At 41.3% G+C, this 13,054-nt stretch carries 11 protein-coding genes and 1 pseudogene; 8 read left to right on the forward strand and 4 right to left on the reverse strand.

Features of this window, described 5'->3' with window-relative positions; translation table 11 throughout:
• Positions 1-91 precede the first annotated feature (91 nt).
• Positions 92-1,299, forward strand: a protein-coding gene (locus OGV38_RS12560; RefSeq protein WP_117086587.1) for an IS3 family transposase whose coding sequence is annotated in 2 segments (ribosomal slippage) — positions 92-413 and positions 413-1,299 — 1,209 coding nt in all. Because the reading frame shifts where the segments join, the coding sequence is not laid out codon by codon here.
• Positions 1,300-1,336: 37 nt separating this feature from the next.
• Here the strand turns inward: OGV38_RS12560 and OGV38_RS12565 are convergent.
• The 3 genes and pseudogenes from OGV38_RS12565 to OGV38_RS12575 form a co-directional block, all read right to left on the reverse strand.
• Positions 1,337-1,576, reverse strand: a pseudogene (locus tag OGV38_RS12565) (Hcp family type VI secretion system effector); the annotation flags it as partial.
• A gap of 18 nt (positions 1,577-1,594) precedes the next feature.
• Entirely contained in the window at positions 1,595-1,921 is a 327-nt protein-coding gene (locus OGV38_RS12570) for a DUF1493 family protein (RefSeq protein WP_065554576.1), read from the reverse strand.
• Positions 1,915-2,364, reverse strand: a complete 450-nt coding sequence (locus tag OGV38_RS12575; protein WP_003830103.1) for an STM2901 family protein — start codon at positions 2,362-2,364, stop codon at positions 1,915-1,917. Before OGV38_RS12575 ends, OGV38_RS12570 begins: the two co-directional genes overlap by 7 nt.
• A gap of 258 nt (positions 2,365-2,622) precedes the next feature.
• On the opposite strand from OGV38_RS12575, the gene OGV38_RS12580 reads away from it, so the two are divergent.
• From OGV38_RS12580 to OGV38_RS12610, 7 genes are all read left to right on the forward strand, one after another.
• Entirely contained in the window at positions 2,623-3,495 is an 873-nt protein-coding gene (locus OGV38_RS12580) for a phosphorothioated DNA-binding restriction endonuclease (RefSeq protein ID WP_269518428.1), read from the forward strand.
• Positions 3,496-3,907: 412 nt separating this feature from the next.
• The gene (locus OGV38_RS12585) at positions 3,908-5,857 is read left to right on the forward strand and encodes a site-specific DNA-methyltransferase (protein WP_044068041.1); all 1,950 of its coding nucleotides are present in this window, start codon (positions 3,908-3,910) and stop codon (positions 5,855-5,857) included.
• Positions 5,858-5,862: 5 nt separating this feature from the next.
• Positions 5,863-8,199: a DEAD/DEAH box helicase family protein gene (locus tag OGV38_RS12590; RefSeq protein WP_286473385.1), complete on the forward strand. Its 2,337-nt coding sequence runs from the start codon at positions 5,863-5,865 to the stop codon at positions 8,197-8,199.
• A 146-nt stretch (positions 8,200-8,345) separates the two neighbouring features.
• Positions 8,346-8,945 (forward strand): hypothetical protein, encoded by a 600-nt coding sequence (locus tag OGV38_RS12595; protein WP_044068037.1) that lies wholly within the window; start codon positions 8,346-8,348, stop codon positions 8,943-8,945.
• 71 nt (positions 8,946-9,016) lie between these two features.
• Entirely contained in the window at positions 9,017-9,721 is a 705-nt protein-coding gene (locus tag OGV38_RS12600) for an ankyrin repeat domain-containing protein (RefSeq protein WP_044068036.1), read from the forward strand.
• A 173-nt stretch (positions 9,722-9,894) separates the two neighbouring features.
• The gene (locus tag OGV38_RS12605) at positions 9,895-10,278 is read left to right on the forward strand and encodes a hypothetical protein (RefSeq protein WP_044068035.1); all 384 of its coding nucleotides are present in this window, start codon (positions 9,895-9,897) and stop codon (positions 10,276-10,278) included.
• Positions 10,279-10,286: 8 nt separating this feature from the next.
• Complete coding sequence (locus tag OGV38_RS12610; RefSeq protein ID WP_286473410.1) at positions 10,287-11,468, forward strand: relaxase/mobilization nuclease domain-containing protein; 1,182 nt, start codon at positions 10,287-10,289, stop codon at positions 11,466-11,468.
• A gap of 394 nt (positions 11,469-11,862) precedes the next feature.
• Here OGV38_RS12610 and OGV38_RS12615 read toward each other — a convergent pair.
• A protein-coding gene (locus tag OGV38_RS12615; RefSeq protein ID WP_096147877.1) for an IS3-like element ISSen4 family transposase occupies positions 11,863-12,983 on the reverse strand; the annotation gives its coding sequence in 2 pieces (ribosomal slippage) (positions 11,863-12,725 and positions 12,725-12,983; 1,122 coding nt in all).
• Positions 12,984-13,054 lie beyond the last annotated feature (71 nt).

Below are 13,054 nucleotides of genomic sequence, written 5' to 3' on the forward strand. Positions count from 1 at the left end.
TGATGTAGCCCCCTGAAACACCGGACAGTAGCTGTATCTCCAGATAAGAGATAGGCTTGAATATATGTCTAACACTAACGCCAATTTTGAGATGACCGGGATCCTGTTAGGGCAAGAAGTCCGTAAACGTAAAACTCCTCAGGAGAAGATCGCCATTATCCAGCAGACGATGGAGCCGGGTATGAATGTCTCCCATGTCGCCCGCCTGCATGGTATCCAGCCCAGCCTGCTGTTTAAGTGGAAGAAGCAATATCAGGAAGGCAGCCTCACCGCCGTTGCGGCTGGAGAGGAAGTCGTTCCTGCTTCTGAGCTTACTGCTGCTCTGAAGCAGGTCCGGGAGCTTCAGCGCCTTCTGGGCAAGAAGACGATGGAAGTTGAGATCCTGAAAGAAGCCGTGGAGTACGGTCAGTCGCGAAAATGGATAGCGCACGCGCCCTTGTTGCCAAAGGACGGGGAATAGCCATGGTCTGCCGGACCATGGGCGTGTCGCGTGCGCAACTGTCACTGCGGATTAACCGTTCTGCCGACTGGCAGGACAGGCGCTGTAACCGGCGTAATGAAGAAGCAGACGCAGAAATACTGTCGGCTATCCTCAACATTATCAGCGATATGCCGAGTTATGGTTATCGACGCGTGTGGGGCATCCTGCGCAAGCAACGTCGCACAGAGGGACAGCTACCTGTGAATGCCAAACGGCTTTACAGGATAATGCGTGAGCATAACCTGTTGTTGTTGCATCACAAACCAGAGCGACCGAAGCGTGAACATAAGGGCAAGATAGCGGTGGCAGAAAGCGATATGCGCTGGTGTTCAGATGGCTTCGAGTTCGGCTGCGACAACGGCGAAAAACTGCGGGTAACGTTCGCGCTGGACTGCTGCGACCGTGAGGCCATAGACTGGGCAGCAAGCACGGGAGGCTATGACAGTTCGACCGTGCAGGATGTGATGCTGAGGTCGGTGGAAAAGCGCTTCGGCGACAGGTTGCCCGACACAGCGGTGCAGTGGCTGACGGATAACGGTTCAGCGTATACCGCGTATGAAACGCGGAGGTTCGCGAGAGAGCTGAATCTGGAGCCCTGCACAACAGCGGTGAGCAGCCCGCAGAGTAATGGCATGGCCGAACGGTTCGTGAAAACGATGAAAGAAGACTATATCGCGTTCATGCCAAAACCGGATGTGAGAACAGCACTGCGAAACCTTGCAGTAGCGTTCACGCATTACAATGAAAACCACCCGCACAGCGCGCTGGGATATCACTCCCCGAGGGAATACCGGCGGCAGCGGACATCGTTAACTTAAGATACAAAAGCTGTTCGGAGATGGAGGGTCAAGATCACTGACCTGTCGCAACTGCTTTGTAAAGGTATGGGCTGGAGGAATCGATCTCTTTGTCAAAAAGAAATGGGCCATGTTGGCGTGTGCCGGTTAGCTTTCCAGTGGCACCATCGGTTGGAATGCTAAGGTTATGTGTTAAACCACGTAACTCAATACTGCCTTCACGTCCCTGGACATCCGAGCCTCCACGAATCATCGCGCCACCATCGTCTTTTAAAAATAAATGAACGGGTACAGCCATTTTCAACACTCCTTGTAATCAATCATATAACCAGTGGCCTGCTCTGGCTGATTCTGCGAACATACGCACAGTAAGCGGTTTTGACACTTGCTTGATGGGTTCTTTGGTAAACCATTTTCTATAGACCGATTCTCTTTCCCACGGGTAATAGGCCTCGAAATCAATCACAGAAACATCAACGTTATATTTCTCTCCAAAATCATCAATGGCATACGGTAATTCATCCCATTCAGCGTAACCTTGCAGCGGCGTATCAAGTTCAATCGGGATAGGCTTGAAAGTAAACGTTACCGCGAGAGATAACTCTCCCCGAAAAAATTCTAATACCTCGTTATCCGTCACCATACGCGATCTTCCTCTCTGGCAATGGTGTTGTAGGTATTCACCGTTTTATAGACAATTTGGGCGACATCACTTGCGAGTAATGCCCAACCAATCACAGGAATTGTTCGTCCAACGAATGCCCCCAGATTGTTAGTCATCATTGGTTTTAAATATTTGATACTGGCATTGGTGATGGTAGGAAGCCTGACGGACAATGTTACGTTAAGAAACTCACGAGAATATTTGGAGGCAATTGATGTGCCTTGTGTTGCCCCATATGGTTTACCCCGTGTTTTCAGCAATGGTAACCCAAGAATGATACATGACATTGTTACCACATCTTTAATTCCCCCAAATTGTTCATCAATTTTGTCGAGAAAAATCCAGAAAAATAGCTCACCTGCAGAAATGTTACAGACCCCTTTATAAAAGTATGTTCCGTTGAGTTCCTCTACTGTGTCCATCAGAGATCCTTCGATATGCAATAATTTGCATGCTTATCGTACTCCTGCGTACCCTGGTGGGGGAACGGTAACTGCCGTGGCGTATGTGTTTTTCAGAAAACATAAAAGTGATGTCGTTGATGTCAGACAACATGCCACGCATAGTGCTTTATCAAATTGATACCAATAAGTGACGTCGATAGCGCATCAACCCGCCTTTGCTTGATCAGGTGATATTTTGCGAGCATCATCGCAATTATTTACCTGATAATGAAATCAATGACTTCCAGTAAAACCCTGCAGCAGGCAATTGCCGACATCACCATCTGGCGTAAAGGCGAGCAGCGTGCGCCGCACAAACCTTTGCTGCTGCTTCATGTGCTGGCGGGTTATCAGCAGGGTCACGGTCGCCTGTTTGACTACGGTTCGGAGGTTCGCGACCCGTTGCATAGCCTGCTGGAACGATTTGGACCACAGCGCGCGCAGTACCGCCCGGATATGCCCTTCTGGCGCTTACAGGGCGATGGGTTCTGGGAGCTACAAAACGCCGAGCATTGCTCAACATCCGGCAGCAGCAAACAGCCCCCCGCCGGAGAACTGGTGACGCATAACGTTGCCGGAGGCTTTGATGAACAACATTTTGCTCTGCTGAAAAAGAGCAAGAACCTCATCAACGCCCTGGCCCAGCAAATCCTCGAGGCGCACTTCACCGAAAGCATCCAGGAAGAAATCGCGGATGAACTGGGGTTTGATATCCTGCAAATCCGCAAACAACGGGACCCGTTGTTCCGCCAGCAGGTTCTGCGTGCTTATAACTATGAATGCGCCATTTGTGGCTTCAATATGCGCCACGACAGCACTTCAGTTGCGCTTGAAGCGGCGCATATCAAATGGAAACAGCATGGCGGCCCGTGCGAGATTTCAAACGGACTGGCGCTGTGTGCAATCCACCATAAAGCCTTTGATAAAGGTTCGATTGGGCTGGATGAGAGTATGCGGGTTCAGGTATCACCCGCAGTGAATGGCAGCGGCATGGTGGGCAGACTGTTCTGGGATTTCGACGGTAAATCGATAGCGCTGCCGATGATGCGCGAGAATTATCCAAAAGAAGGGTTTGTAGAGTGGCACAGGAAGGAGGTGTTTAGGGGATGAGTGCGAAGGCCGGACTCGAACATCGCAACTATCCTTATGATCTTAAGAGATTAAAACTTAACATAGTGGGTTAGATACCATCATTGATACCATCAGTCCCGATTGGTGATAATCGAACAATCTATGTAGAAACATTAGACCAGCATTATTAGGTTTACATCTAATGAGAAATTATAAACTACAATCAAAAAAGTACAATAATTAATTGACGACCAATTACCTTGAAAAAAAACGATGATGAATAATTGTTTCGGCCAACATAATAGTTTTATTAAAAATAGCCACAAAAAACGCCACATAAAATATTTGTTAACTATTAGCCAATATCATTCCTCAATATTGAGAAGATAATTCCAAACCTATAAGATTTATGATATAATAGAATTAGGAAATATATAAATTTGGAACTAAAATGCAAAAGAATCTTCCAGAAGAATCACTACTTGAGAAACTAACAAAAGAAGAACTTCTTAAGCTAGTTAAAGAGATGCATGAAGATAAAAAAATGCACGCTATTTTCTCTACGGACGCTGATTTGTATGCTAATGATGCAACTCTAATGTGGCAGGGTCGGAACAGATTCTTGGCTGAAACAGTAACACCAGTCACGATAAAAAGCGATGCGAAAAAGAGTTTCCCTGAAAAGGTCGGGGGAAATCATCGCATCATTGATGGTGATAATTTAGCTGTGATGCGCTCATTAATTAATGAATTCCGTGGCGGTCCGAACACTGGATTCGATGTGGTATACATGGACCCGCCATATAACACAGGAAGTGATGCATTTATTTATAATGATAATTATAGGTTTTCAAAGGCAGAAGTAGATAAATTAAAAGATGCTATTGGAAGAGTTGAAAAGGGTGTTTCACTTGATGACCCATCCCGACATACTAAGTGGATAAATCATATTGCTCCTCGTCTTTGGGCAGCAAGAAAATTACTAAAGCATACTGGTGTGCTAATAATTTCTATCGATGAACATGAATTACCAAGACTGTGGATGCTTCTAGAAGAAATGTATGGTGAAAAAAACCGTATTGCCACACTTATTTGGGAAAGATCGAGGAAAAATGACGCAAATTATATTTCTGAAGGTCATGAGTATCTATTAGTTTGGGCCCGTGACAAATCTGCTCTCGATTCAAAAATGAAAGAACTTGCTAAGAATAAGAAATGGGAGAGATACAAAGGTAAATGGAGAAAGCCTAAAGAAGGTGCAGAAGATATACTAACAGCATACTCTGATGCTAAAAAAATATTTTTGGATGATATTCCTAAAATCCAAAAATATATGAATGATTTTTTCAAAAATCTGCCAGAAGACCATCCTGCAAAGAAAATTCGTTATCGGAAAGTAGACAAAAATGGCGTCTATAATGACGACGGTAATCTAAACTGGCCAGGCGGTGGTGGTCCTCGATATGATGTATTACACCCAATTACACATAAACCATGTAAAGTCCCAGCATCTGGCTGGAGGATTGCTAATCCTGAGGTAATGCAAGCTTTAATTGATGCCGATAAGATTGCTTTCAAAAGCGATCATAATGGTATTCCGAGAATGAAAACCTATTTACATGAAATGGAATCAGAAGTCGCAACTTCGGTGATTAGGAGAATGGGTCAAAGAGCGGTAGAAACCGTAACAAATATTCTTGGAAAAAACTCATTCGATAATCCCAAAGATCATGAAATGTTGGCAGAACTCTTCAACCTTGTTACTTGGAGAGATCCCAATGCAATTATTTTCGATCCTTATGCTGGAAGTGGAACTACTGGTCATGCTGTTTTGACTATGAACTCTGAGGATAATGGCCAGAGAAAATTTATTTTAGTAGAAAATGGTGATCCTTCTAATAAAAAAATCAACCGTGATCACTATGTGAATAATATAACGGCTGAACGAATTAGAAGAGTCCTTTCCGGTAATTGGGCTGACAAATCCCAGCATCCAAAAATCAATGAAGGATTCAATTTCTATGAAGCTAAAAAGACTGTCAGCAAAACAGTCATCATGGAATCTAATAGAGAAAATTTGGCTGATATTATTTTACAGGTTGTTGAAGATGATTCTAACCGTTTAGATTGTCGCATGGATGGCTATAAATATCTAATTGGAAAGACAAAACTTGGCTTTGGAATTGCGTTGGTGTGGGAAGCAGGCAAAGCCAATGGACATCAGCCCTTAACAAGAGAAATCCGTTCAGTAATTATGGATGAGGCTAAGAAAGCGAATGTGAACAGACCTGTTTATATTTATGCTGTAGCCAATGTATCTCCGTTGAATGATCAGCTTTACCGCTTCCAGCAGATTCCTGATTCAATTCTGGCGAGATTAAATTTACTGGAAGAAGAGTAATCATTTTGAAACTAACAATAGACACACTCAAACCATTTCAAATTAAAGCAGCAAGTGAAATTGCTGAGATGATTGCAACTTACCCTAACCCTCCTTACAAAAGGAGGTTTGATCCCGAAACCGGTATGTCGCTTCCCTTCCTTTGCAGGCTAAAAGCTATTACGGGGAGTGGTAAAACGCCGATACTTTCACTCGCATGTAACAAAATCGGTGATGGTATTATCCTTTGGACAACAAACAGAGGAGCAGTCATCTCACAAACAAAAAATAATCTTAGTGTTGGAGGAAAATACTCCAATTTACTTCCTGACGATGTAAATATCCTGAATTTAAATGAGATTACGGAAACTGATTGGGTCGATATTTGTCGTGCCAAAAAAGGCTTAACAATTATCCTTGCTACTGTTGCTTTATTTAATAGAGATGGAGATGCTCTGAATGTTCATAAAGACAGAGATGGCATTAGTCATTGGGATGTTCTTTCAGGAAAGGGGCCAGAAGGTAGAAACCGCCAACTTTATGTAGTCTACGATGAGGCTCATGGTGGTACAAAAGCTCAGTTCTCAAGATTGAAAGAACTCAATCCTCGTGCATTTATTTTAGCATCTTCCTCCGAAATGTCAGGCGATCTCATTGATCTTTTGCCTGGAAACAATGTGGATGAAAAATCTTTATCTTTAAAAACTCAAACAGTAGTAGTTTCGACACCATTAGTTGTTAAAGAAGGACTATTAAAGACCCGTCTTTATCTAGTCGATTGTAACACTTCTCGATTAGATGCATTAACCGAAGCTAATACTAAATGGCAAGAACTTAGCACTAAAATGAGTAGCTTTAATACTTGGCCTGTAATTTGTTGCATTGTAAATTCAACATTAGCAGGCTTAGAAGTTTGGGAATCGTTGGTCACTCAGTTAAAAGTTGATCCAAAAAGAATTGCAGTTCATTTAGCAAATGTAAATTCCAATTTAGCCAATGTTAATCCTAATGCACCGTGGAGCTTATTAGTCGATACTCATAAAGCTAAGAAAAGCCCTGAAGATTTACATGATGAAGGTTATTCACATATCATCTGGAACTTATCATTAAGAGAAGGTTGGGATGAACCATGGGCGTATGTAGCTTACCTTGATGGGTTAGGTAAATCTACTACTGATATCTCACAAAAAATTGGTCGTTTTTTGAGACAGCCTAATGCTACTCCTTTTGATGATGGAGACTTAAATTCAGCATACTTTTATTTTAATGTTCCAGATAAAGATTTTTCAGAACTTGTTAAAACTACACAAAATGACCTAAGTGATTCAGGCTATGAAATAGTCTCAATAGAAAGTAATAGTCCGAGACCACAAACGTCGAGAGAAGTGCCTGTTAAAAAGGAAGTGTTTGTTTCTAAAGTCGCAGAAACTTTCGGTGAAGACCTTGAAATATTAGACCAAATACTACTTTCAAATGTGCCTCTTTTTTCTGATGAGAGCCTCCGTTCAAAAGGAAAAATGCATACAAGAGTTTTAGATTTAGCTAACAGTTGTGAAGATTTGGATCTTAATAAAGAAGAAACAAAAGATGACAATGCTGATATTTCTGTCTGGGAATATTTAGTCTCACGATTAGGAACTTATGATAACCGTATAGCCCGAAAATCAGGGACATGTTTTACTCCTTTTGTAAAAAATGATCCTAAGATGAAACAGCGAATGCAATTTGGCTCAGATGCAATGTTGCAAATCAACAATAATTTATCAAATATTATTCGTCTGCTTAATAATGAGTTTCATCTCGAATATGAATACGATGACATATATGCGGTAAAGTCATTTAATTTAGTTTCACCAGACTATCAATATGAAGACTTAAATAAAAGAAACAGATACAAAGTTAACTCCTTTAAAAATGCCTTGCATTCAGAATATAATGGCCTGAATAAATTTGAGTTAGAAATTGCAGAATCTATTGATTCATTAGGAATTGATTGGTGCAGAAACCCATCAAAAACAGGTTATAACATTCCTATTCCTGAAATTGGTCAAGGGACTTCTAATTTCTTTCCTGATTTTTTATTATGGGGTAAAAACCAAGTATGGGCTTTAGATCCAAAAGGTTCACATTTAATTAATGATGCGATTTTTCTAAAGCTTATGGCTGTATCAGATATCAATGATAAAAGATTGAGATTAAAGGTTGGATTTGTATTAGAAGGCGAATATATGCTTGGTATCAATAATCGGCCCCAACTTCAGAGTAAAAATGGTTGTACTTTAATTTATAAAAAGAACTCATCTATCAGAGCTAAATCATACCCGACGTCAAAAGAACTAATTAAAGATTTGCTTGTTTTATAGTGAAATTAAAATTGTGTTAGATGACAAGTTTTGGCAATTCATCTAACACTTTTTTTTCAAACGTATAAATTTCTGTTATGCCGCGTATTTAAAATTATGAACACATAGCTTTATCATATTTTTTAATAATTATGCTGAGGAAAAAGATGGAATATACATTCAATATTTTTGAAAAAACCGATGAAGAAAATCGCAAGCATTTTTTTGTTTTCGATTCATTTAATACTTGCCTTGGATATTTCAATAACATCGATTTAGCATATGGTTTGATAAATATCTATTTAAGGTATTTAGAAGAAATTTATGAAGACAGTTCACACTTTAAGCTTGAACAACAAATAGTACAAGTTTCAGATGAAATTAAAAAGCAAAATAATAAAGAACTTGACGAATTAGTATGTATTGAGGAAATAACCACATCTCTGCTTTACATAGAAGAAAATAAGGAGAAGGAATTTCTATTTACTGAAAAATATAAATTATTCTCTACTATGCCTACTTTACTAAATAAAAATTTTACAGTTATTTTCGATTATGAAGATATCAAGATATTGCACAAGCAATTTCTTTCCACATTGATTGAAAGGAAATATGCTAAAGGTAGTACTGTTGAAACTTTGAAAAATGCTCTTTCTGATAAATTTGAAGAAAAGGAGCTTGCTAATTATTTCCCATTTCTAATTCAAGAAAATGAAGTATATGATGAATCAATCAAATTGATAAAACCATCAAAACTAAGTTCATAATTTTTATTTATAATTACTATTGACTTCTCCTTTTTTTGTTTTATTAATTTATAAAAAAGGAGATTTCAATAGTGGCCGCACATTACGATTCAATACAATCCGTTTTCTCAGAGTTGATTAGGCAATATAGCAATCCAAGTAATAAAAATGAAAAAGGACAAAATCTTATATTTAAAGATTACACATGGAATATGAGTGACTTAGAATCATTAACAAAAAACGGATTCAATATAAATAGCACTGATAACTTTGGTAAAACCCCTATTTTTTATTGTAAGGATAAAATTCAATTCAGATTGCTTATACTTTTTGGGGCTAATATTAATCATGTGGATAACGAGGGGAAGAACCTATTGTTTTATGTTAATGAGCCTGAAAATGTTGAGTTGATGTTGAAGTTAGATATAAATAAAAATTTAACTGATATCAAAAATCATTGTTTTTTATCTCATGAGTTGTTTCATACGATACCAGATGTATTTTCATCACAGCTAAAATCTACTGAAAAAACGAATATAGAAATTTTCCAAGTGTTCACTAACACGCATAATTGCTTAAAACTACTTAATGAAAAAGAAATTAAATTTTTCCTTTCCAAGAAAGTTCATATCAATTTTGATCCTCTTTCAAATCCAGTACCATTTCAAAAAACTCTTGGCTTACTGAAAGAAATAGAAGCATCCCCAGATACAAAGTTTACATTCTACTCTGTTGAAAATAAAATATGTAATTTATACACACTTCATCAATTAGAGAAGAAGATAAGCAAGGGCTAACTCATCGAAGCTCCGCTTCTTTGAGTTCCCTTGTTTTTCGCCCTTCGGTTGAAAAAGAAAATCAAAGTCGAACCTAACTCATTGACATGAATTATATTTCCACTATAAATATATAATGTATTGCAAAGGAATTGCTCACTTTAAAGCGAATACACATATGAAAAGGAGTTTATATGAGTAAAATAATAACATTGTCGTATACAAATAATTTTAAGCCAATTAGCGATAATAAATCTCAATCATTGCGAATACACTGTGTCAGTGTACGATTAAATAAAGAAGAGTTGGAGCTTCTCAATGCAAGCCGTGGTGATAAACGCAAAGGTGAATGGCTTCGCATGGCATCACTTCAAAAGCTTCCTCCTGCCATTCCTGCAATCAACTTAGAAGTTTGGCAATCATTGACCACCATATCCCAAAAGTTAAACAAGCTGATAAATCATCTGGACACTAAAAGCAGTAATAGTGAGTTAACGAAAACAGAAATCTTCGCTGTCAAAAAGCAGATTAAAGAGCTTCGCTCATGTCTTACAGCTTCTGATCCGTCCGTAAGGTAGTATTCCGCTTGAAAGGAATGCAGAAGATTAAAAGGGGGAAATGCTTCTCTGGTGTGGTTCTCTATGTGTTAAAGCCAGGTTCACATCATAAAAGCGATCCAATCGTAATCGGGGGCAATATGCTGAGTGATTCAGCCTTTGAACTGATTGCGGAATTTGATGGTACCAAACAGCTTCGGCCAGATGTTCAGAAGGCCGTTTGGCACAACTCGCTTCGAATACCCGATGGTGAATCACTAACGGCTGAACAATGGTCCAGCATCGCAGATGACTATATGAGGAGAATGGGATTCAGTGATACCCATCTCCGTTGCTATGTCTTACATGACGACGATGGCCAGCACATACACATTATCGCAAGTCGCATAGATCTCAATGGTGGGAAGCTCTACTTGGGTAGGAACGAAAACCTCATCAGCACACAGATCATCAGTAAACTCGAAGTCGCTCATGGCCTGACAGTGACCAAAACGGCATCTCCCCCCTCGCAAGCACAACCGAAGCGGAAGAGAGTGTCCCGTAATGAGAAAATGCTATCGGAACGAACCGGAGTGCTTTCACCAAGAGAAGCCCTGCAGCAGATACTTGATAAAAGTTTATCTGATAAGCCGGACCTTCTAACTTTCACAAAACGACTGGAAGAAGCAGAAGTCGGCTGGACGGCGAATGTCGCTTCAACCGGGAAAATGAACGGGTTCTCATTCTCCTACCGCGATATAGCTTTCAAAGCTTCGCAGTTAGGCAAGGGTTACTCCTGGGCAAATCTTCAAAAGCAACTTAACTACAACCCTGATCACTTAGAAGCTATACGAGCGACCAAGGAGGCTATCCCTGCTCCTGCTCCTGCTCCTGCTCCTGCTCCTGCTCCTGCTCCTGCTCCTGCTCCTGCTCCTGCTCCTGCAACGATTTTAAGGACAACAGAGAGAAGGGAAAGTATCGGTGGAAAAATTGCAGAACTGGAATTACGGCTCAGAGAAGACAAACGGAATGAAATCGTAGAAAAGATTCTTCAAAAAAATTCCGTCAAAAAGCAAAAGCATCTCAGGCTCATCGGCTGGATTCCATTTATCAGAAGGTTCATAGAGCTTCTGCGAAGCTATGGTAAGAGCATTCTTCATAAGACCCCTACAAACTTCTCAGAAGTCTATTCAACACATCATCTAAAACCTGCAAGAAAAATTCGTTTATAGACAGTCAATTACAAAAACTTTTCGTAACCGCACTCTATCTGTAGTAACAAATTTGCGTTTAGTCAAGAAAATATTGATCGTTATTACAGATCGATAATCTAGTTATGATAGTCAGCACCTATCAAGAGCTAATCATTGATCGGTACAAGCAATTTTACTAAAGAGAGTCGGTCATCGAGAATCTCTGTAAACGCACCATTTAATCTACAACCTTGAGGTTGATATGAAAAACGAAACAATAAAGTGCCCGTTCTGCTTCAAAGAGAGCCGGTTTGGAGTTAGCGTCTGCACTGGCTGTCATTCAACCATCAAATATGGAGCCGTTTCATCTTGGTTAGCTTTACTAATAGGAATTGTGCTGTTGGTGACCTGCCCCCACGATTAGATACAACACTCAGTTAGTAACGTCGGAATCTTCATTCTCAGAATGACCCTTTCTCCAGCCCGCTGCAAATTCAGACGGTGTCTGATAATTCAGCGTGGAGTGCGGGCGGCATTCGTTATAATCCTGCCGCCAGTCATTAATAATTTTCCTGGCATGAACGATATCGCTGAACCAGTGCTCATTCAAACATTCATCGCGAAATCGTCCGTTAAAGCTCTCAATAAATCCGTTCTGCGTTGGCTTGCCCGGCTGGATTAAGCGCAACTCAACACCATGCTCAAAGGCCCATTGATCCAGTGCACGGCAAGTGAACTCCGGCCCCTGGTCAGTTCTTATCGTCGCCGGATAGCCTCGAAACAGTGCAATGCTGTCCAGAATACGCGTGACCTGAACGCCTGAAATCCCAAAGGCAACAGTGACCGTCAGGCATTCCTTTGTGAAATCATCGACGCAGGTAAGACACTTGATCCTGCGACCGGTGGAAAGTGCGTCCATGACGAAATCCATCGACCAGGTCAGATTGGGCGCCGCCGGACGGAGCAGCGGCAGACGTTCTGTTGCCAGCCCTTTACGACGTCTTCTGCGTTTTACGCCCAGGCCACTGAGGTGATAAAGCCGGTACACGCGCTTATGATTAACATGAAGCCCTTCACGGCGCAGCAACTGCCAAATACGACGGTAGCCAAAACGCCTGCGCTCCAGTGCCAGCTCAGTGATGCGCCCTGATAAATGCGCATCAGCAGCCGGACGGTGAGCCTCATAGCGGCAGGTCGACAGGGATAAACCTGTAAGCCTGCAGGCACGACGTTGCGACAGACCGGTCGCATCACACATCAACATCACGGCTTCCCGCTTCTGGTCTGTCGTCAGTACTTTCGCCCAAGAGCCACCTGAAGCGCCTCTTTATCCAGCATGGCTTCGGCAAGCAGCTTCTTGAGTCTGGCGTTCTCTTCCTCAAGCGACTTCAGGCGCTTAACTTCAGGCACCTCCATACCGCCATACTTCTTACGCCAGATGTAAAACGTGGCATCGGAAATGGCATGCTTGCGGCAGAGTTCACGGGCGGGTACCCCAGCTTCGGCTTCGCGGAGAATACTGATGATCTGTTCGTCGGAAAAACGCTTCTTCATGGGGATGTCCTCATGTGGCTTATGAAGACATTACTAACATCGGGGTGTACTAATCAACGGGGAGCAGGTCA

Source organism: Citrobacter sp. Cb080 (genome assembly GCF_030334745.1).
In the GTDB taxonomy this organism is placed as follows: domain Bacteria; phylum Pseudomonadota; class Gammaproteobacteria; order Enterobacterales; family Enterobacteriaceae; genus Citrobacter; species Citrobacter braakii.